This is a genomic window from Methylobacterium mesophilicum SR1.6/6, assembly GCF_000364445.2.
GTDB lineage: Bacteria > Pseudomonadota > Alphaproteobacteria > Rhizobiales > Beijerinckiaceae > Methylobacterium > Methylobacterium mesophilicum_A.
In genome coordinates this window covers 6,351,273-6,370,679 of record NZ_CP043538.1, presented here as the reverse complement: position 1 = coordinate 6,370,679, position 19,407 = coordinate 6,351,273, and the positions used below count along the sequence as shown (strand labels likewise).

Annotated in this window: 22 protein-coding genes; 17 read left to right on the top strand and 5 right to left on the bottom strand. The window is 71.4% G+C overall.

The features are described from left to right. Nucleotides 1–21: 21 nt before the first annotated feature. Nucleotides 22–414: a hypothetical protein gene (locus tag MMSR116_RS30375; RefSeq protein ID WP_039893463.1), complete on the bottom strand. Its 393-nt coding sequence runs from the start codon at nucleotides 412–414 to the stop codon at nucleotides 22–24. Between the two features lie 190 nt (nucleotides 415–604). On the opposite strand from MMSR116_RS30375, the gene MMSR116_RS30370 reads away from it, so the two are divergent. The 5 genes from MMSR116_RS30370 (at nucleotide 605) to MMSR116_RS30350 (ending at nucleotide 3,976) form a co-directional block, all read left to right on the top strand. After that, a complete protein-coding gene (locus MMSR116_RS30370) occupies nucleotides 605–1,054 on the top strand; it encodes a DUF2948 family protein (protein WP_010684669.1) in 450 nt (149 codons plus the stop codon). A 22-nt stretch (nucleotides 1,055–1,076) separates the two neighbouring features. Beyond that, entirely contained in the window at nucleotides 1,077–2,372 is a 1,296-nt protein-coding gene (gene hisD / locus MMSR116_RS30365) for a histidinol dehydrogenase (protein ID WP_010684668.1), read from the top strand. Between the two features lie 10 nt (nucleotides 2,373–2,382). After that, nucleotides 2,383–2,865: a UPF0262 family protein gene (locus MMSR116_RS30360; protein WP_010684667.1), complete on the top strand. Its 483-nt coding sequence runs from the start codon at nucleotides 2,383–2,385 to the stop codon at nucleotides 2,863–2,865. A gap of 23 nt (nucleotides 2,866–2,888) precedes the next feature. Continuing rightward, nucleotides 2,889–3,359 (top strand): low molecular weight phosphatase family protein, encoded by a 471-nt coding sequence (locus MMSR116_RS30355; RefSeq protein WP_039893462.1) that lies wholly within the window; start codon nucleotides 2,889–2,891, stop codon nucleotides 3,357–3,359. A gap of 173 nt (nucleotides 3,360–3,532) precedes the next feature. After that, nucleotides 3,533–3,976, top strand: coding sequence for a hypothetical protein (locus tag MMSR116_RS30350; RefSeq protein WP_039893461.1), 444 nt, complete (start codon nucleotides 3,533–3,535; stop codon nucleotides 3,974–3,976). Between the two features lie 31 nt (nucleotides 3,977–4,007). Here MMSR116_RS30350 and MMSR116_RS30345 read toward each other — a convergent pair whose 3' ends face one another. Together MMSR116_RS30345 and MMSR116_RS30340 are read right to left on the bottom strand one after the other, a co-directional pair. Next, nucleotides 4,008–4,334, bottom strand: a complete 327-nt coding sequence (locus MMSR116_RS30345; protein ID WP_039893459.1) for a hypothetical protein — start codon at nucleotides 4,332–4,334, stop codon at nucleotides 4,008–4,010. A gap of 75 nt (nucleotides 4,335–4,409) precedes the next feature. After that, the gene (locus MMSR116_RS30340) at nucleotides 4,410–5,093 is read right to left on the bottom strand and encodes a transglutaminase-like cysteine peptidase (protein WP_010684663.1); all 684 of its coding nucleotides are present in this window, start codon (nucleotides 5,091–5,093) and stop codon (nucleotides 4,410–4,412) included. Nucleotides 5,094–5,344: 251 nt separating this feature from the next. On the opposite strand from MMSR116_RS30340, the gene MMSR116_RS30335 reads away from it, so the two are divergent. The 5 genes from MMSR116_RS30335 to MMSR116_RS30315 all read left to right on the top strand — a co-directional run bounded on the left by MMSR116_RS30335 (nucleotide 5,345) and on the right by MMSR116_RS30315 (nucleotide 11,105). Continuing rightward, complete coding sequence (locus tag MMSR116_RS30335; protein WP_010684662.1) at nucleotides 5,345–5,932, top strand: c-type cytochrome, methanol metabolism-related; 588 nt, start codon at nucleotides 5,345–5,347, stop codon at nucleotides 5,930–5,932. 138 nt (nucleotides 5,933–6,070) lie between these two features. Continuing rightward, entirely contained in the window at nucleotides 6,071–7,279 is a 1,209-nt protein-coding gene (locus tag MMSR116_RS30330) for an FIST signal transduction protein (protein WP_010684661.1), read from the top strand. After that, nucleotides 7,276–8,622 (top strand): ATP-binding response regulator, encoded by a 1,347-nt coding sequence (locus MMSR116_RS30325; RefSeq protein WP_010684660.1) that lies wholly within the window; start codon nucleotides 7,276–7,278, stop codon nucleotides 8,620–8,622. The genes MMSR116_RS30330 and MMSR116_RS30325 overlap by 4 nt, the downstream gene beginning before the upstream one ends. Before the next feature lie 203 nt (nucleotides 8,623–8,825). Continuing rightward, nucleotides 8,826–10,238: an MFS transporter gene (locus MMSR116_RS30320; protein ID WP_010684659.1), complete on the top strand. Its 1,413-nt coding sequence runs from the start codon at nucleotides 8,826–8,828 to the stop codon at nucleotides 10,236–10,238. Between the two features lie 69 nt (nucleotides 10,239–10,307). Next, nucleotides 10,308–11,105 carry an SDR family NAD(P)-dependent oxidoreductase gene (locus tag MMSR116_RS30315; protein ID WP_010684658.1) on the top strand — a complete coding sequence of 266 codons (798 nt, stop codon included), beginning with the start codon at nucleotides 10,308–10,310 and terminating at the stop codon, nucleotides 11,103–11,105. A gap of 453 nt (nucleotides 11,106–11,558) precedes the next feature. Here the strand turns inward: MMSR116_RS30315 and MMSR116_RS30310 are convergent, their stop codons facing one another. After that, nucleotides 11,559–11,918: an SWIB/MDM2 domain-containing protein gene (locus MMSR116_RS30310; RefSeq protein ID WP_010684657.1), complete on the bottom strand. Its 360-nt coding sequence runs from the start codon at nucleotides 11,916–11,918 to the stop codon at nucleotides 11,559–11,561. Between the two features lie 244 nt (nucleotides 11,919–12,162). Here MMSR116_RS30310 and MMSR116_RS32325 point away from each other — a divergent pair, with 244 nt between their 5' ends. From MMSR116_RS32325 to MMSR116_RS30300, 3 genes are all read left to right on the top strand, one after another. Next, nucleotides 12,163–12,285, top strand: coding sequence for a hypothetical protein (locus MMSR116_RS32325; RefSeq protein ID WP_010684656.1), 123 nt, complete (start codon nucleotides 12,163–12,165; stop codon nucleotides 12,283–12,285). Between the two features lie 57 nt (nucleotides 12,286–12,342). Further along, on the top strand, nucleotides 12,343–12,828 hold the full coding sequence (locus MMSR116_RS30305; RefSeq protein ID WP_010684655.1) for a DUF2721 domain-containing protein: 486 nt from the start codon (nucleotides 12,343–12,345) through the stop codon (nucleotides 12,826–12,828). Between the two features lie 122 nt (nucleotides 12,829–12,950). Further along, a complete protein-coding gene (locus tag MMSR116_RS30300; RefSeq protein ID WP_039893641.1) occupies nucleotides 12,951–13,385 on the top strand; it encodes a PRC-barrel domain-containing protein in 435 nt (144 codons plus the stop codon). Between the two features lie 37 nt (nucleotides 13,386–13,422). Here the strand turns inward: MMSR116_RS30300 and MMSR116_RS30295 are convergent, their stop codons facing one another. Next, complete coding sequence (locus MMSR116_RS30295) at nucleotides 13,423–13,830, bottom strand: hypothetical protein (protein ID WP_010684653.1); 408 nt, start codon at nucleotides 13,828–13,830, stop codon at nucleotides 13,423–13,425. A 326-nt stretch (nucleotides 13,831–14,156) separates the two neighbouring features. Here MMSR116_RS30295 and MMSR116_RS30290 point away from each other — a divergent pair, with 326 nt between their 5' ends. The 4 genes from MMSR116_RS30290 to MMSR116_RS30275 all read left to right on the top strand — a co-directional run bounded on the left by MMSR116_RS30290 (nucleotide 14,157) and on the right by MMSR116_RS30275 (nucleotide 19,385). Further along, nucleotides 14,157–14,891: a PRC-barrel domain-containing protein gene (locus tag MMSR116_RS30290; protein WP_010684652.1), complete on the top strand. Its 735-nt coding sequence runs from the start codon at nucleotides 14,157–14,159 to the stop codon at nucleotides 14,889–14,891. Further along, nucleotides 14,888–16,270 carry an MFS transporter gene (locus MMSR116_RS30285; protein WP_010684651.1) on the top strand — a complete coding sequence of 461 codons (1,383 nt, stop codon included), beginning with the start codon at nucleotides 14,888–14,890 and terminating at the stop codon, nucleotides 16,268–16,270. Before MMSR116_RS30290 ends, MMSR116_RS30285 begins: the two co-directional genes overlap by 4 nt. Nucleotides 16,271–16,474: 204 nt before the next feature. After that, nucleotides 16,475–18,244, top strand: coding sequence for an ABC transporter ATP-binding protein (locus MMSR116_RS30280; RefSeq protein WP_010684650.1), 1,770 nt, complete (start codon nucleotides 16,475–16,477; stop codon nucleotides 18,242–18,244). 211 nt (nucleotides 18,245–18,455) lie between these two features. Further along, on the top strand, nucleotides 18,456–19,385 hold the full coding sequence (locus MMSR116_RS30275; protein ID WP_010684649.1) for a glutaminase: 930 nt from the start codon (nucleotides 18,456–18,458) through the stop codon (nucleotides 19,383–19,385). Nucleotides 19,386–19,407: the final 22 nt, after the last annotated feature.

Sequence of the window (19,407 nt, the reverse complement as noted above, 5' to 3'; positions counted from 1 at the left end):
GCGGCGCGCCGGCCTGTCTCCTCAATCCTCGATCTGCCCGCGCTTGTAGCCGAAGCCCGGGATCTCGCAGCCGCAGGGGGCTCCGGGTGGCGCGGCGCGTGTCAGGCACGTGCCGCGGGCGGTCACGCAGACGCTGTCGTCCACAGGGTGCCGCTCGTAACGGTGGCGCCAGCGCGGGCGGGGCCGGTCGAACGCGTCGTCGGGCGGTGGAGGCGGAGGCGGTGGCCGCCAGCCGTAGCCGTCACCGGCCGGAGGCGGCGGCCGGTGACGCGGCGGGGCGTAGTCCTCGCGGTCCGGGCCCGGCCGACCGTAGATGTGGGGCCTCGCATCTGGGCCGACCTGTGCGGCGGGATCGGCGGCCGGCGATCCCAGAGCCAGCGCGGCCAGAACCGCGCGCATGACGTGCTTGCCCATCCCCGATCCCGACACGAACCGCCCGCCGAGGAGGCTACGCGGCCAGGCTGGACCGAACCTGTCCGGTCCCCCGAAGCACGATCCCGGCCTCAGCCGTTGCCCGCGTGCGGCCGCACCGCTACCTACGCCCTGCCGCCAGCCGCGCCTCCGGGTCTGGCCGGCGTCCCATTGTCCCGAGGATGTCCCCTTCATGGAGCTGCTCAGGCTCGCCGCCCTCGACGCCGAGGATCTGACCGTGATCTCCGCACATCTGCAGGACGCGATCCTGCGCCCGGAGGATCTGACCTACCTCGCCGGCGAGCGGCGCTTCCTCATGGCGGTGCGGCGCTTCGACTGGACGCCGGACGTCCCGCCCCGGCGGCGCCTCGCCGGCCTGCACGTGGAGCGCGTCCTCGGCGTGAAGAGCCGTGGGCTGAAGCCCGCCGACACCACGCCCATGAGCCTGCTCGCCCTGACGTTCGAGCCGACCGAGGCGCCCTCGGGGTTCATCGATCTCGTCTTCTCCGGCGGCGCGGCCCTGCGCCTGGAGGTCGAGTGCATCGAGGTCCGGATGAAGGATCTCGGTCCCGTCTGGGAATCGGCCAACCGCCCGGGCCACGACATCGACACGCCCGACACGACCGCCGGCACGGCGGCCTGACGCGAGACGAAAGGCTTACCCGATGGTCCGGCTCGACAGCAGCGCCCCGAATTTCGCCGCGGATTTCGCGCGCCTGCTCACGGTGAAGCGCGAGATCGCCGAGGACGTGGACGAGGCGGTGCGCGGCATCATCGCCGACGTCGTCGCCCGCGGCGACGACGCCCTGGTCGAGTACACGCGGCGGTTCGACCGTCTCGGCGCCGGCTTCTCGGCCGCCCAGCTGCGGGTCACCGAGGCGGAGATCGCCGCGGCGGTCGAGGCCTGCCCGGCGGACCTGCTGGAGGCGCTGCGGCTCGCCGCGGAGCGGATCGAGGCCTTCCACCGGACCCAGCGGCCCGCGGATCACCGGGCCACCGACGCAATCGGAGTCACCGCCGGCTGGCGCTGGACGGCGCTGGAATCGGTGGGCCTCTACGTCCCCGGCGGGACGGCGAGCTACCCGTCCTCGGTGCTGATGAACGCGATCCCGGCCCGCGTCGCCGGGGTGCCGCGGCTCGTGATGGTGGTGCCGACCCCGGACGGCCAGATGAACCCGCTGGTGCTGGCTGCCGCGCGGCTCGCCGGCGTGCACGAGGTCTACCGGGTAGGCGGCGCCCAGGCGGTGGCGGCCTTGGCCCACGGCACGGACACGATCGCGCCGGTCGCCAAGATCGTCGGACCCGGCAACGCCTGGGTGGCGGCGGCCAAGCGGCGGGTCTTCGGCCAGGTCGGGATCGACATGATCGCCGGCCCCTCCGAGGTGCTGGTTCTGGCCGACGGCCATGCCAACCCGGACTGGATCGCCGCCGACCTCCTGGCCCAGGCCGAGCACGACGTCGCCGCCCAGGCGATCCTCATCACCGACAGCGCCGAACTCGCCGACGCCGTCGAGGGCGCGGTGGAACGCGCGCTGACCACCCTCCCCCGCCAGGAGATCGCCCGGACAAGCTGGCGCGACTACGGCGCCATCGTGCGGGTGCGGGATTTCGACGAGGCCGTGCCCCTCGTCGACCGCCTCGCCCCGGAGCACCTGGAGATCGAGACGGACGACGCGGAGGCGCTCGCCGCCAGGGTGCGCAACGCCGGGGCGATCTTCCTCGGCTCGCACACGCCGGAGGCGATCGGCGACTACGTGGGCGGCCCGAACCACGTCCTGCCCACCGCCCGCTCGGCCCGGTTCTCCTCCGGACTCGGGGTGCTCGACTTCATGAAACGGACGACGATCCTCGCCTGCACGCCGGAGAGCTTGCGGGCGCTCGGTCCGGCGGCGATAAACCTCGGCCGGTCCGAGGGCCTGGAGGGGCACGCCCGCTCCGTCGCGATCCGGCTGAACCTGTGAGGTTTTGGGGATGGCGGAGAAGCAGCGCGGGCCGAACCGCCTCGCGAAGGTGAGCCTCGACGAGGCCTCCATCGCCCGCGGCAATCCGGATCAGGAGCACGAGCGGGCGATCGCCCTGTTCGACATCCTGGAGGACAATTCCTTCACCATTCCAGGCCGGGAGGGGCCCTACGCCCTGACGCTGGGCCTCGTCGAGAACAAGCTGTCCTTCGCCATCTCGTCGGTGGAGGGCGAGCCGGTGATGACGCACCTCCTGTCGCTGACCCCGTTCCGGCGCGTGATCCGCGACTACGAGATGATCTGCGAGAGCTACTACAACGCGATCCGCACCGCCTCGCCGTCGCAGATCGAGGCGATCGACATGGGCCGGCGCGGCCTGCACAACGAGGCCTCCGAGACGCTGAAGCAGCGCCTCGAGGGCAAGGTCGACCTCGACCACGACACGGCGCGCCGCCTGTTCACCCTGATCTTCGCCCTGCACTGGAAGGGCTAGGGCGCCCTCCGCGCCGACCGGCGATGGCTGAGCCCCTCCCCGAGCCCACTCCGAAGAAGCGGCGGGTCCAGTCGGTCCTGTTCATGTGCAACTACAACGCGGTGCGCTCGGTGGCCGCAGAGGCGATCGCGCGCGCCTACTTCGGCAAATCCACCTACGTGCAGTCGGCCGGCGTGCGCTCGGGCGAGCCCACCGATCCCTTCATGGTCGCGGCCCTCGACGAGGTCGGCATCGACGCGAGCCGGCACCGGCCCCGCACCATCGAGGAGCTGGAGGACTGGGAGGGGCTGAACTTCGACCTGATCATCACCCTCGCCCCGGAGGCGCACCACCGGGCCCTGGCCCTGACCCACACCCTCGCGGCCGATGTGGAATACTGGCCGACCCCCGATCCGACGCTCCTGCAGGATGCCTCCCGCGAGCAGCGCCTCGACGCCTATCGCGATGTCCGCGACGGCCTGACCCAGCGGATCAAGGCTCGCCTGAAGGGCTGACGGCACGGGGCGTCGCGGGGCCGTGCGCGGGCCGGACACGCCGGCTCCGCGCGGACGAGACAGGCCGCGCGACCAGAGGCGCCGCGTCGACGATCTTCAACACATCCGCCATCGTGCCAGACGACAAGATCCGGTAAGTTCGGGCTCTGCGCACGTTGATTCGGCGAAATCTGATGAAAACTACAGTCTTGTTGCTATTTTTATTGATGCCTTACTTGGCATCAACAACAATATCTCATGCGCAGTGGCGGCCTTCTGGTGGGTTACTCGACGTCGCGGTAACGCCGAAGTGCTCCGCGACGGGCGGAAAGGTCGCACTGGCAACACAGGACGGCGTCTACCTGTGCCCGTCGCGCGAAGCACAGATCAACGCGCAAGTCGCCGACGCGAGCCACTTCTATCTCGTCCATGCGTACGGGCACCTCGCCATCCACAACACGTCTGACAAGCTGGCCGATTGCTGGGCCGCCCACACGCTGGCGGCGGCACCGCGCGGGCCGCACTTCGTCCGACAGTGGATCAAGCACTGGCGGGCCTACGGGACGACCAATCCGACCTTCGGCACGCCCGAGCAGCGGATCGCGAACGTCCGCGGCTGTTGCGCCTGCGGCGTCTAGACCGGCGGGCGCCGGTCCGGGCCGCGGCGGCTCAGCCGCGGCTGCCGACCAGCCAGGCCCGGATGCGGCCGGCGAGGAGCGGCCGGGCCCGGGCGACGTCGTCCTCGTCGAGGAGCGGCGAGCCGGCCAGGGCGGCGAGATAGGCGTCCTCGGCGCCGCGGCAGGCCCGGAAGGCCGCGTCGGCAGCCAAGTCCCGCTCCGTCAGCGCGGCCTCGATCTGGAAGTTGCGTGTGAGGCAGTCCCGCCAGAGGGCGTGCCGGCCCTCGGTCTCGCTGGCAGCCCGCGCCGTGCCGGAGACATCCAGGACCAGCAGGGCCGCGACAATCGGGGCCGGCGACACGTGGCGGGCTCGCGGCATCGAACTGGCACTCCGTCGCACGACAGAGTGGCGCCGCAGGGTTACCAATCGGTTAAGGAGCCCGCCTGAGGGCGGTCAGCGGTTTGCGGTGGTGACGGGGGAGGTGACGCCGCCGAGGGACACCCAGGCGACGGCGTCCTGGCTCTCGCGCTTGATGAACACGTAGCCGGTCTTGTGCCAGGGCAGGATCGCGCTGGTCTTGTTGTCGAGCACGAGGTCGCCCCGGTCGGTGATCAGGGTGAGCACCGCGTGGCCCTCGCCCTTCTCGTCGATCACCACGGTCATGCGCATCGCCCGCCGCGGCAGCCCGGCCTCGGCCAGCAGGTGGCGCTTGAGCAGCTGGAAGTCCTCGCAGTCGCCGATGCCGTCCTCGGCCAGGTCCCAGCGGTCGGCCACGTGCAGGTGCTCCTGGTCTGTCATCGGCTCGACCGCCTTGTTGACCCGCCGGTTCACCGACACGATCGTCGCCCAGGTCGACGGCGTCAGGCTGATCCGCGCCGGCTCGCTGCGGTCCACCGTGCACTCGGCCGCGTAGGACTGGCAGAACGTCACCCACGCGGCGATCGGACGGGCCTCCCCCTGAACCCGCGCCCCAGCCTCGCTCGGAAGGCTCGCCAGCGTCTGAGCCTGCGCGGTGGCGACACCGGCGAAGCCGAGGGCCGCCAGGGCCAGTGCGGCCGCGGCGCGGCGGCCGCGGGAGAGCCGACGCGATGCAGAGCCGGAAACCAGTCCCTGCATCTTCGAAGCCGCGAACCGCATCGCCGTGACCCAACCGTTAAGCTCTCGTTAACGAAAGCTCTCACGCCGGAGGGCCGGCGGCAATCCGCGGATTAACAAAAGGTTAATGCTGTGCGCAACGCGGATAAGCTGAGGGGACGCGGGGGCCTGCAACCGAGCGCGCACATGGCGCGAAAACGTGAACGCGCGCCGGTGCAATCGATCCGCGGGAACACCGTTATCTCCCCGCCGCGCCACCTCCAAAAAGCTTGTGGGCGGATGGAGGAACGCTCATGCGGTGCGCGGCAGACCTATTTTCCAGCTTGATGCTCGCCGGGATCGCGGCAGGCCTCGTTGCGGCGAGTCCCGCCGCCGCGGCGACACCGCCCGCCGCGCAGCCATCGAGCGCAACCGCAGCGCCCGCGGACCTGAAGAGCGGCGGCCCGACCCAGCCCGCCAAGGTGCAGGACGGTCAGTACACGGACAAGAACGGCGATCCGACGTACCACGTGACCGACGACGGCAAGAAGGTCGACTGGTACACCATGTCGGGCTACCTGCGGTACAGTTCGAACTGCATCGTCTGCCACGGGCCCGACGGCATGGGGTCGACTTACGCGCCCTCGCTCGTCGATGCCCTGAAGGGCATGAGCTACGCGCAGTTCGCCGGCATCGTCGTCGGCGGCAAGAAGGACGTGAACGCCTCGCAGGAGCTGGTCATGCCGGCCTTCGGCGAGAACAAGAACGTCATGTGCTACATGCCCGACATCTACACCTATCTGCGGGCCCGCTCCGAGGGCGCCCTCGGCCGCAACCGGCCGGCGGAGCACGAGCCCAAGCCGGCCGCCTTCGAGAAGGCCGAGGACGCGTGCATGAAGTGAGGCCGCGGGCGCCGGATCCGCAGGTCCGGTCACGGTCCGCCGGACGGTTGCACCGATGGGTTGCGCACGACATACTCACCCCACGACGCTGAAGAGCGGGCAGCAAGCCCGCCGAGGGGGCGCCAGGGGGTAGGAAACGTGGCTCAGGGAACTGGCGTGCGCCGCCATCTGTGCGGCATCCGGACGGCCTGGACGGACGCGGCCTCGGCCGCCGACGCGGTCTCGGACGTCGCCGCCTCCGTGGCCGACGCCGCCCTGTCGCAGATCGTCGTGTTCTTCTCCGCCGATTACGACGCCGAGATCCTGGCCCGCGAGCTGGAAAGCCGCTTCCCCGGCGTGCCGGTGGCCGGCTGCTCGATGTCGGGCGGCATCGCGCCCGCCGGCGGCCTCGATCGCGGCCTCGTCGCCATCGCGTTCCCGGCGGAGCGGTTCCGCATCGTCTCGACGGTGCTGGACGCCATCGACCATCTCGACGTGGAGCGGACCGCCTCGGCGGTGCGGGCGCTACGCCGGACCCTCGATCCGCAGGAGCGGTGCCGCGAGGGCGACCCGGCCGCCACGCAGCGGCGCTTCGCGCTCTCGCTGATCGACGGGCTGACCAACGCCGAGGAGACGGTGGTCTCGGCGATCGCCTGGGCCCTCGACGGGATCCCGATCGTCGGTGGCTCGGCCGGCGACGACCTGCGGTTCCGCGACGCGGTCCTGCTCCACGGCGGCCGGATTCACCGGCAGGCGGCGGTCCTGATCCTGGTCGAGACCGATTTCTCTGTGGAGATCTTCAAGAGCGACAATTTCGAGCCGACGCAGACCAAGTTCGTGGTCACCGCCTCGGACGGCGAGCGCCGCACCGTTCACGAGCTCAACGCCGAGCCGGCGGCGCGGGAATACGCCATGGCGATCGGCCTCGATCCCGAGGGCCTGTCGCCGATGAGCTTCGCCGCCTACCCGCTCGCCGTGAAGGTCGGCGGCGAGTATTTCTGCCGCTCGATCCGGCGGATGAACGAGGACGGGTCGCTCAGCTTCTTCTGCGCGGTGGACGAGGGCGTGGTGCTCACCCTCGCCGAGCCGCGCGACATCGTCGCCTCGACCCGGGCGGAGCTGGCGCGCCTCGACGCGGCGCTGGGGGGCGTCGACCTGATCATCGGCTTCGAGTGCGTGCTGCGCCGCCTCGACGCCGAGAGCCGGCAGGTCCGCCACGGCATCGCCGACCTCTACCGCCGCTACAACGTCGTGGGGTTCGAGACCTTCGGCGAGCAGTACCGGGCGATGCACCTGAACCAGACCTTCACGGGCATCGCCATCGGCCGGTCGCTGGCGGAGGGCGGCGACCTCCCGGTGGCGTCGTGACGCTGCACCCGAACGGCCTCGAGGCCGACGCGTCCCTGCGCCGGCGCATCGAGAAGCTCGAGCGGATCAACGCGGCGCTGATGTCCCATGTCGAGCGCACCATGGACCAGCGGGGCAGCGCCTACTCGCTGTTCCAGACCGCCATCATACTGGAAGGGCGGGTCCGCACGCGCACCGAGGAGCTGACCGGGCTGATGCACCGGCTGGAGCGCTCCAACGAGGCCCTGGCGGCCGCCAAGGAGGAGGCGGAGACCGCCAACCGCTCCAAGACCCGCTTCCTGGCCGCTGCGAGCCACGACCTGCTGCAGCCGGTCAACGCCGCCCGCCTGTCGATCTCGGCGCTGGCCGACCTCGACGTGCCGCCGGAGGCCCGCACCATCGCGGGCCAGGTGGAGCGCGGGCTGCAGACGATCGAGGACCTGATCAAGACGCTCCTCGACATCTCCAAGCTCGACGCGGGCATCGTCCGGCCGCAGCTGCAGCCGGTTTTCCTGCCCGACCTGCTCGCGGAGCTGGCGGAGAGCTTCAAGCCCTTCGCCGAGCGGAAGGGCCTGCGGCTCTCGGTTCGCTGCCCCGACCTCACCGTGACCAGCGACGTGGTGCTCCTGCAGCGCATCCTGCAGAACCTCGTCTCGAACGCGGTCCGGTATACGGCCGCGGGCGGGATCATCCTGGCGGCGCGCCGCCGGGGCGGCGGCGTCCGGGTGGAGGTGACCGATACCGGCTGCGGGATCAGTGCCGAGGATCAGGACTTGGTCTTCGACGAGTTCTTCCGCGGCAGCGCCCGCACGGCCGCCGGGGAGGATCCGGGGCTCGGCCTCGGCCTCTCCATCGTCCGGCGCATGGCCCAGGCGCTCGATCACCCGCTGGCACTGCGCTCGCGGCCCGGCCACGGCACGCGGGTGACCCTGGCGCTGCCCGTCAGCGCCGTCCCGGCCGCCGCGGCGCCGCCCGCCCCGGTGGCGACCCGGCTCTCGGGGGCGCATGTCCTGGTCGTCGAGAACGACGCCTCCACCGCCGACGCCCTGGCGCGCCTCCTGCAGAACTGGGACGCCCGGGTCTCGACCTTCCGGGATCTGGCCGGGGTGCGCGCCGCCGTCGAGGCCGGCGCCCCGCCGCCGGACATACTGGTGCTCGACTACCATCTCGACGACGGCGCCTGCGGGCTCGACGTGGCGGCCTATTTTCGCAGACTGACGACCGAGCCGCTCCCGGTGATCGTCACGACCGCCGACCACACCGGCGCGGTCGAGGACCGGGTGACGGCGACCGGCGCCGAACTCGTGCGCAAGCCGATCAAGCCGGCCCAGCTTCGCTCGCTGCTGACCTACCTGCTGGCTTGAGGGACGAGCCCCGCGCGGCGCCGTTGACCTCCGCCGCGCCGCGAACGAACCCGTCCGCGCCGTGTCATTCAGCACACCGCGCCCCTCGACGGGATGCCCGGCCTGCGCGACAGGGTACGGCCTTCCCGGCGCCTTCTGCGCCCGGATCAACCCCAGCCATCGACGTCACGGACCCGACCGGGACGCCGCAGGAGCGCGCGCGCATGGCGCAGGTCCCGCCCGGTCCCGGCGCCGCCAAGGCCAGCCCTTCGGGCACCCCGCAGGACGGCTTGCCGCCGCGCGAGCGCGTGCTGGCCATGGCGGCGATCGGTCTGGCCATGACCATGGCCGTCCTCGACGGGGCGATCGTCAACGTGGCCTTGCCGGTGATGGCCAAGGACCTCGCGGTGAAGCCCGCCGACGCGATCTTCGTGGTCAACGCCTATCAGGTGGCCGTCACGGCGAGCCTGCTGCCCTTCGCGGCGCTGGGCGACATCTTCGGCTTCCGGAAGGTCTATCTGCCGGGCCTGGCGCTGTTCGTCGCCGCCTCGCTGGCCTGCGCGGTCGCGCCGAGCCTGCCGCTGCTGATCGCGGCGCGGGTCGTCCAGGGGCTCGGCGGCGCGGCGATCATGAGCGTCAATATCGGCTTCGTGCGCTTCATCTACCCGCACCGGATGATCGGCCAGGGCGTGGCCAACGTGGCGCTGGTGGTGGCCGTCGCCTCGGCGGCCGGACCCACCGTGGCGGCCGCGATCCTCTCGGTGGCGACCTGGCCCTGGCTGTTCCTGGTCAACATACCGGTGGGCTTGGCGGCCCTGGCGGTCGCCTCCCGCACCCTGCCGGTGACGCCCGCCAGCAAGCGGCCCTTCGACCTCGTCAGCGCCGTTCTCAACGCGCTGACCTTCGGCCTGCTCATCATCGGCATCGACGGCCTGGGCGACCCGGATGCCCAGCGGATCGCCGCCGCCGAGCTCGTCGGCGCCCTGGTGATCGGCGCGGTGTTCGTCCGCCGCCAGATCCGGCTGCCGGCGCCGCTCCTGCCGGTGGACCTCCTGCGGATCCCCGCCTTCGCCCTGTCGATGGCGACGTCGGTGGCGTCGTTCTGCGCCCAGATGGTCTCCTACGTGGCGCTGCCGTTCTACTTCCAGGACGTGCTGCACCTCTCCAGCACGCAGACCGGCTTCCTGCTCACCCCCTGGCCGATCGCGGTGGCCGCCATGGCGCCGGTCTCCGGGCGCCTTGCCGACCGCTACCCCCCGGGCATTCTCGGCGGGATCGGGCTCGCGATGCTGGCGGCCGGGCTCGTCAGCGTCATCCTCCTGCCCGAGGCCCCCGCGACCCTCGACATCGCCTGGCGCCTGACGCTCTGCGGCCTCGGCTTCGGCCTGTTCCAGTCGCCCAACAACAAGGTGATCGTCACCTCCGCGCCGCGCGAGCGCGCCGGCGGGGCCAGCGGGATGCAGTCGACGGCGCGGCTCACCGGCCAGTCCCTCGGTGCGGCCCTGGTGGCGGTGATCTTCGGCCTGACCCACGGCCTCGGGCCCGAGCGGGCCGTGACCCTGTCGCTCTCCTGCGCGGTGGCGCTCTCGGTGATCGGCGGCTGCGCCAGCGTCCTGCGGCGCAGTCGGAGCGGCTAGACGGCCGGTTCATGCCACCGGCCGCCACGGGTGCGCGTTGACCGCCCGTCAGACGCGCGGGAGGGTCCCATGGATCTCGATCTCACCGGCCGCAAGGCCCTCGTCACCGGCTCCACCGCCGGCATCGGCTACGCCATCGCCAAGGAACTCTGCGATCTCGGGGCCGAGGTCGGCATCAACGGCCGGACGTCCGAGCGGGTCGAGGCGGCCCTGGCCAAGCTGCGGGGCGAGGCGGGTGCCGGCCGCGCCTTCGCGGCCGTGGGCGATGTCGCCACCGCGGCGGGCGTCTCAGCCCTCGTGCAGGCCCTGCCGACGGTGGACATCCTCGTCAACAACACCGGCATCTTCGAGCCGAAGCCGTTCTTCGAGATCCCGGACGCCGACTGGCAGCGCTTCTTCGACGTCAACGTGATGAGCGGCGTGCGCCTGTCGCGGGCCTACGCGCCCGGCATGGCCGAGCGCGGCTGGGGTCGGGTGATCTTCATCTCCAGCGAGTCGGGCATCAATACGCCGACCGAGATGGTCCATTACGGGATGACCAAGACCGCGCAGCTCGCGGTCGCCCGTGGCCTCGCCCAGACGGTGGCCGGGTCCGGCGTGACCGTGAACAGCGTTCTCCCGGGCCCGACCCTGTCGGAGGGGGTCGCCGAATTCATGACGCAGATGGCCGGCGGCAAGGCCGACGCGGATCTCGACGCGATGGGCCGCGCCTTCGTGGCCGAGCACCGCCCCTCCTCGCTGATCCGGCGCCTCGCGCGGGTGGAGGAGGTGGCGAACCTCGTCGCCTACCTGTGCAGCCCGGCGGCGAGCGCCACGACCGGCGCGGCGCTCCGGGTGGATGGCGGCGTGCTGCAGGGCATTTCCTGACGCCGTGGCCGGTCGGGTGGCGACAGGGCCGAACGAGACGCGGGCCCGCTCTTCCGCACGGGCTTGCAGATTTACACATCTGCGTCGGGAAAAACGGGCCTGCGGCTCCGCGCATCCCCTTCCCCGCAGAAGGGAGGAGACGCGCTGAGCCGTCCACGATGCGTGAAACCGCAACCCGCACGGGCGCGGACGCACGTTGCCGGCTGCCTCGACCGGATGGGGCACCAGGGCCGGGAACACCGCACAGCGAAGCCCGGAATCCGAAGCGGCCGATCCCTCGCGATCGCGGCGGCCATCTCCGCCCGATCGGTCAGAACCCGCGGCTCGGGATTCCGGGCTCCCGCCTGTGGCGGACCCCGAAATGATCGTCGGCGCTCGCAGCCGACGCGCGAAGCGTCGGCACGCCAGGGCCGGGGCTCCGGACGCGAAGTCCGGCCTGGCCCTGGGGCGCGCTCAGGCCTTCAGGTGCGCGGCGAGATGCTTGTTCATCTCGAACATCGAGCACTTGTCTTTGCCGAAGACCTTCTTGAGCTTGTCGTCGGCCACGATCTCGCGCTTGTTCTGCGGGTTCTGAAGGTTGTGCTTCTTGATGTAGTCCCAAACCTTGCTGACCACCTCGCCGCGCGGGAGCGGGCTGGTGCCGACGATGGCGCCGAGTTCGGCCGAGGGCTTGAGGGGCTGCTGCAGGGCGTTCGGCTTCGTGCCGGCGGACTTGGTCGCGGCGGGCTTCGCAGCCTTGGCCGGGGCGGCCTTCGTCTCGGGCTTGGTGGTCTTGGCCGCCTTCGGTGCAGCCTTCTCGGTCTTCGTGGCCATAAACTTCCTCCGGTTCTCGGGCCGCAGGCCGGGGCATGAGCGCCCCACGGCCGAGCCAGCATAGCAGCAACTAAGCGGTGCCGCCCCCGTTCCAAGGGGAAATCGCCTTCGCGGGCCTCTCATCCACAAGGCAGGCGCGGAAATCCACACGGGAAGCTGCCGATCCGCACGGTCCGCGAAGATTATTCAACGGATCCGCACGCGCGAAACCTGCTCTTAACAATCCTGCGCCTCAAGTACAGTCATGTTCGCTCCTGCCCTCACGCTCGCGCTGCTGCTCGCCACGGCCCTGGTGACGGCGCTCGGCCTCGGCGTCAGCGCCGAGCCCGCCGCCCGCGGCGCGGAACCGGGGCGCGGTCTGGTCTGAGCCGCCTGCGGTCGCCGGGATTGCCCCGGGGACCGAGCGGGTGCACTGCCGGTCGGCATGACCAACCTGATCGTCCCCGCCACCCTGGAGAGCACCGCCCATGTCGTCCAGGTGGCGCTGAGCCCGGTCTTCCTGCTGTCCGGGATCGCGACGCTGCTCAACGTCTTCGGCACGCGCCTCGCCCGCGTGGCGGACCAGGCCGACCGCGTCTCCGGCCTCCTCGCGGGCGCGGGCGACGCGGAGCGCCTCAGCCTGGGCCGACGCCTCGACCGGCTGCACCTGCGGTCCCTGGCCCTGGACGCCGCCGTGCTGATGGCCGCCCTCGGCGGGGTCGCCACCTGCGGCTCGGTTCTGACGCTGTTCGTCGGGGCCCTGCGCGACAACACGGTGGCGACCGTCCTGTTCGGATTGTTCGGCGCGGCGATCCTGTGCACGCTGTGCGCCCTCGTCGCCTTCGGCTTTGAGATGCTGCTGGCCAGCCGCTCGGTCCGCGACCGGATCAACGAGCGGCGCGCCAGGGCAGGCGTTCCGCCCGATCTCTGAGCGCCCGGCACCCCGCCACGGGCACGCTCCCGGCCGGAGCGCGGAACCTGTGCCCGGCGACCCGCTTAGTCCGCAGGGACAACGGGATGCGGGACGGCCGCATCCGCGACCTGGGAGTGCGTATGCCGACGGACCTGCCCAACGAACGCGCCGTGCGGAAGCCCGGAACCCTGGAACTGGATCCCGCCGGCCCCGGTGTCGCCATCGACGAGACCAGCCGGCTGATCGCGTCCAACAAGGTCGAGGGCACGGATGTCTACGACCGCGGCGGGCGCCATCTCGGGGCCGTCCACAACTTCATGGTGGATAAGGTGTCGGGACAGGTCGCCTACGCGGTGCTGGCCTTCGGGGGCTTCCTGGGGCTGGGCGAGAACCACCACCCCCTCCCCTGGAAGGCGCTGACCTACAGCACCGAGTTCGGAGGCTACGTGGTCGATATCGATCCGGCCGCGCTCGCCGGCGCACCCAGTCACGGGCCGGGCGAGGACGGGTTCGCGGATCCGAGCTACGGCGGCCGGATCGAGGATTTCTACGGCCGGCGCGCGCCGACCGCGTGACCGGGGTTCTCCGGCGTCGCGACGTCGGGGGTCCGCTTCAGAACTTGCCGCCGAGGCCGACGCTGCCGCCGGGGGCCATCATCGGCCCCATCGATCCGCCGCTGCCGCCGCCCGACACGGCCCCGTTGCCGCCGTCGAGGTCCTCACGGCGGATCCGCCGCTCGCTGGCATCCGCCGTCCGCGCCCCGGCGCCGGTGCTCTTGGGCAGCGCCAGCTGCCGGGTCGGGGCTGTCTGGAGCGGGCGGCCGTCGGCGTCGACACCGGCGTTGTGGGGCTCGCGGTTGGGCAGGGCGCCGCGCAGGGACGGCGGCAGGCCGACCTGCGTATCCGGCATCACGCCGCCGCCGCCGCCGAGGGCTTGGCAACCCGCCACCAAGCCGGCCAGGGCGGTGCCGAGCACGAGCCCGCGCGCGGCGGCGCTTCTCGACGGGGGGAGGGTCGACATCGTTCAGTCCTCGCAAGGGGCCGCGGTGCTGTCCGCGGCTCGCATGAGCTTTGATCCGCTCTCTACGCTGGGGTTGCGGCGAAAACCAGACGCTAGCCAGACGCTCCCGCAACCGGCATCGGTTCCCGCCTTCGCCGCGGCCCGAACCTTGCTGCCCGGGCGGCCGGATCCATAACTTCGCCCAGGTCCTGCGGCACGACGGCCGACCGCGGGCGGTTTCCTGCCGATGAGGGCGCTGGAACCGACCGAAACGGTCGCGGTTGCGTCGGCGTATCGATTCGGCCCGGCCCATCCTCAGAGGACGAAGCGTGTTCAGAACCATCCGGATGATCGCGGCCGTCACGCTCGCCCTCTGGGCGTCGGGAGCCGCGGCGCAGGCCCAGCCCGCCGGCAGCGAGGGCGCGTCCGGCGCGGCCCAGCCGCAGGCGCCGGCCGCCACGCCGGCTCCGAACGCGCCGGCGGCTCCGCCCGCCCCCGCCGGGCCGTCCGCCGCTCCGGCGACACCGGCCCCGCCGCAGGCCCAGCAGCAGGGTACCCCGGCGACGGTCCTCGACACCCAGGACTACGAGAGCCTGCTCGGCCGCAGCGTCCGCAGCGCCGGCGGCGACGAACTCGGGCGGGTCATCGACATCATCATCGACAAGGACGGGCATCCCCGCGCCGCGATCATCGATTTCGGCGGCTTCCTCGGCGTCGGCACCCGCAAGATCGCGGTGGATTGGCGGGCCCTGCGCTTCACCCCGGATGGCGGCAAGGAGCGCAAGCTGTCCGTGGCTCTGACCCGCAATCAGGTCCGCGTCTCGCCCGAGTACAAGTCCGGTGAGCCGATCGTCGTGCTCGGCCCCGCGAGCCCGGCCGCCCCCGCCGAGGGGGAGCAGGCGGCAACGCCCGCCGCAACGCCCGCCGCACCTGCCGCCGGCACCGCACCCGCCGGCACTGTACCCGCCGGATCCCCCGCAGCGCAGCCGGCTCCCGCCGGCACGACCCCGGGCGCCCCGGTTCCGCCCGCCCCGGCCCCGGCCGCACCCGCCGCCCCGCCGGAGAAGGCTCCGGATAAATGACGGTGGCTCGATTGAAGGTCAGACCCGCCGCCTCCCCCCGCGAGCGCGAGGTGTCCCGGCAGGATCCGCGGTCCCGCGCCGTCCGCCTGAAGGATCCGGCGGCCGAGCGCCCGCGCGAGCCCGCGGCCGCGGCCGGGACCGCCCCGCCCGAGCGCGCGATCTCGGCGGCGAGCCGGTACGGCCTCGACGCCTTCGCGTTCTTCGTGGCGAACCTGCAGACCGGGTTCGGGCCGTTCCTGGCGGTGTACTTCTCGCAGGCCAAGTGGACGCAGTCCGATATCGGCTTCGCCCTGACCGTCGGCAGCCTCGTGGCGCTCCTCGGGCAGGTCCCCGGCGGCGCCTTCGTCGACGTCGTGCGCTCCAAGCGCTTCGCCGCCGCGGTGGCGGTGGTCGGCATCTCGGGCAGCGCCTTCGCCCTGGCGGTCTGGCCGAGCTTCCTCGTCGTGCTCCTGGCGATGGCGGCCCATTCCGCGGCGAGCTGCGTGCTGACGCCGGCCATCGCGGCGATCAGCATCGGCCTCGTCGGGCGGGCCCGGGCGGGCGAGCGCCTCGGCCGCAACGCCAGCTTCGCGGCGGTCGGCAACGCGCTGGGCGCGGCCGGCATGGGGGCCATCGGCTACTACCTGTCCAACGGCGCCGTGTTCTACCTGACGGCGGCCCTGGTCGTGCCGACTATTATCGCCCTGGCCCGCATCCGGGCCCAGGATATCGACCCGGCCGTGCTCCGGGAGACGCCTCCCGCCCAGGCGACTGCCGTCCTGGCGCCAGCCTCTGCCGGACCGGAGGGGATCCGGGCGCTGCTGACCAATCGCGGACTCCTGTCCTTCTCGGCCTGCATGGTGCTGTTCTTCCTCGCCAACGCCGCGATGCTGCCGCTGGTCGGCAGCGTGCTCACCCTGCGGGCGAGCGAGACTGCCACCGCGCTGGTGGCCGCCTGCATCATGGTCCCGCAGGCGGTGCTGGCCGTCAGCGCCCCAGCGGTCGGCCGAGCGGCCGAGCGGTTCGGGCGCTACCCGGTGCTGCTGTTCGGCTTCGGGGCGCTTCCCCTTCGCGGCCTGATGCTCGCCTACACGACCAACCCCTACGGCCTCGTCGCCATCCAGGTGCTCGACGGGATCTCGGCCTCGGTCCTCGGTGTGATGGTGCCGCTCGTCGTCTCGGACCTCACCCGCGGCACGGGACGCTTCAACCTCGCCCTGGGCGCCGTCGGCACCGCCATGGGGATCGGCGCCGCACTCTCGACTTCGCTGGCCGGAATCATGGCCGACCGTCTCGGCAGCCACAGCGCCTTCCTGGGCCTCGCCATCGTGGGTTTCGCGGCGTTCATGCTGGTGGCGCTGATCATGCCGGAGACGCGCCAGGCCGAGCCCGCGTCCTGACCGGCCGCGGCACCGGATTCGCATGCCTGCGCGAGCGCCGCTCAAGCGGCGTTCAGATTGTGCGGATAAAAGCGCATCGTAGCTGCGGACCGGTGCAACATATGGCAACGCTGTCGCGTTGCCGCTGCGGGTCAGACTGCGCCCGCGCTGCACTCCGCCTCAGCCCGTAAGCCAAAGCCGCGCGAATACGGAATGGTCACCGCGATGGAAGAGCTGCACCGATACGCCGACAGGCCCTTCGCCTTCGTCGGGCGGTACCTCCGCCGCCGCTGGCTGCCGCACCTGGTAATTCTGATCTCGGTGCTGGGTGCCGTCGGCTTCTCGGTCTCCACCGATTATGCCCTCAAGGGCGTGGTCGATGCCCTGACGAAGGGTCCCGGGCCCGGCAACACGGTGGTGTGGGGCGCGCTCGCAGTCCTGATCGCCTTCATCGCCGCCGACAACATGCTCTGGCGCGTGGCGGCGCTCACGGGCGCCTTCACGTTCGTGGGCATCACGGGCGACATCCGGCGCGACCTGTTCCGGCACCTCACCGGCCATTCCCCGACCTTCTTCTCCGACCGCCAGCCCGGCACCCTGGCGTCGCGCATCACGGCAACCTCGAACGCGATCTTCACGGTCGAGAACATGTTCGTGTTCAACGTGATGCCGCCGACGGTCGCGGCCTTCGGGTCGATCGCCTACATCGCCACCGTCAATCTCACCATGGCGGGAATCCTGGCGGGCGTCTTCGCCGCCGTCGTGGTGCTGATGTTCAAGATGGCCTCCGCCGGCAAGCCGCTGCACCACGACTTCGCCGCCAAGGCGGCCTCCGTCGACGGCGAGATGGTCGACCTCGTGGGCAACATGTCGCTCGTGCGCGCCTTCTCGGCGTTCAAGCGCGAGGGCCAGCGCTTCGAGGGCACCATCGCCACCGAGATGCGGGCGCGCCGCTCGTCGCTGCTCTACCTCGAGAAGCTGCGCATCGTGCACGCGGTCCTCACCGTGCTCGCGGTCTTCGGCCTGCTCTACTGGGCAATCCAGATGTGGGAGGCCGGCCAGGCGACGAACGGCCAGGTGGTCCTGGTCTGCACGCTGGGCATCCGCATCCTCGCCGCCACCCGCGACCTCGCGGTGGCGCTGGTCGATGCCACGCAACACACCGCACGCCTGTCCGAGGCGCTCCACACCCTCCTGCAACCCCACGACCTCGTGGATCATCCGGAGGCCAAGCCCCTCACCGGCCAGGGCGCGCAGATCGCCTTCGACCACGTCGCCTTCAGCTACCCGGACGGGCGCGCGGTCTTCACGGACTTCGACCTCGTTATCGAGCCGGGCCAGCGCGTCGGCCTCGTGGGCAAGTCGGGTGGCGGCAAGTCGACCCTGTTCTCGCTGATCCAGCGCTTCTACGACGTGCAGAGCGGAACGATCCGCATCAACGGCCAGGACATCGACCGGGTCACCCAGGAATCCTTGCGCGAGGCCATCACGGTGGTGCCGCAGGATGTCTCGATGTTCCACCGCTCCTTGCGCGAGAACATCCGCTACGGCCGGCCAGAGGCCACCGACGACGAGGTCTGGCAGGCGGCCGAGGCGGCGCACTGCACCGACTTCATCAAGGCGCTGCCGGAAGGCTTCGACACGATCGTGGGCGACCGCGGCGTCAAGCTCTCGGGCGGTCAGCGCCAGCGCATCGCCATCGCACGGGCGATCCTGAAGGATTCCCCGATCCTGCTCCTCGACGAGGCGACCTCGGCGCTGGACGCCGAGTCCGAGCAGGCGATCCGCCACGCGCTGGCGAACCTCATGAAGGGCCGCACCGTCATCGCCATCGCCCACCGGCTCTCGACGCTGCAGGATTTCGACCGGATCGTCGTGCTGGAGGGCGGCCGCATCGCCCAGGACGGTTCGCCCGACAAGCTGACCCATCTCGACGGCTTCTTCCGGGAGTTGATGAAGAAGGAATCCATGGGCACGGCGCTCGCCGCCGCCTAGCGACCCGGGTCGGCGCGACCTTCCGGAGCCTGGCGCCCAGCGAGTGGCCTCGCTGCCTCGTCGGGATCCCAGCCGCCGGGTGTAGCGCCGCGCCTGTTCTCCCGGCCCCGGCGCGCTGCTAGAGCATTCCGCACCCGGACCGGACCTTGCATCGCCCGAGACGTCGCCGACCGGCCCGGCAGCGACGCGCCTCGTGCCTTGAGCCTCACCCTTGCCCGACCTCGCCCACGTCATTCGGGACATCTCCGACGAGATGGCCCAGCGCGCCGACCGGGGCTCGGTCGCCGACTACATCCCCGAACTGGCCCGGGTGGATCCGAACCAGTTCGGCATCGCGGTGATCGACGCCGCCGGCCAGGTCTTCGCGGGCGGCGACTGCGAGACGCCGTTCTCGATCCAGAGCGTCTCGAAGGTCTTCACGCTCACCCTGGCGCTCGGCATGGTCGGCGACCGGCTGTGGAAGCGGGTCGGGCGCGAACCCTCCGGCAACCCGTTCAACTCCATCGTGCAGCTGGAGCGGGAGCGCGGCGTGCCGCGCAACCCGTTCATCAACGCCGGTGCGATCGCGGTGACCGATGTGATCCTCTCGGGCCACGAGCCGCGGGAGGCACTGGGTGAAATCCTGCGCTTCCTCCAGTTCCTGGCCCAGGATTCGTCCATCGCCATCGATGAGACGGTGGCGGCTTCGGAGAAGCGCACAGGTTTCCGTAACACCGCGCTCGCCAACTACATGAAGTCCTTCGGCGTCATCGACAATCCGGTGGACTATACGCTGGGCGTCTACTTCCACCACTGCGCCATCGCCATGAACTGTCGCCAGCTCGCCATGGCGGGCCGGTTCCTCGCCCATAACGGCGTGAACCCGTCGACCGGGCACTCGGTGGTGTCGGCCGAGCGGGCGCGCCGCATCAACGCCATCATGCTGACCTGCGGCCATTACGACGGCTCGGGCGAGTTCGCCTACCGGGTTGGCCTGCCGGGCAAGAGCGGCGTCGGCGGCAGCATCCTGGCGGTAGCACCGGGCAGGGCTTCCATCGCCGTGTGGTCGCCGGGGCTCGACGCCGCCGGCAATTCCCATCTCGGCCGCGTAGCCCTGGAACGGCTGACCCATCGCATGGGCTGGTCGGTGTTCGGGGCGTGAGCCGTGGAGCCCGCGATCAGCG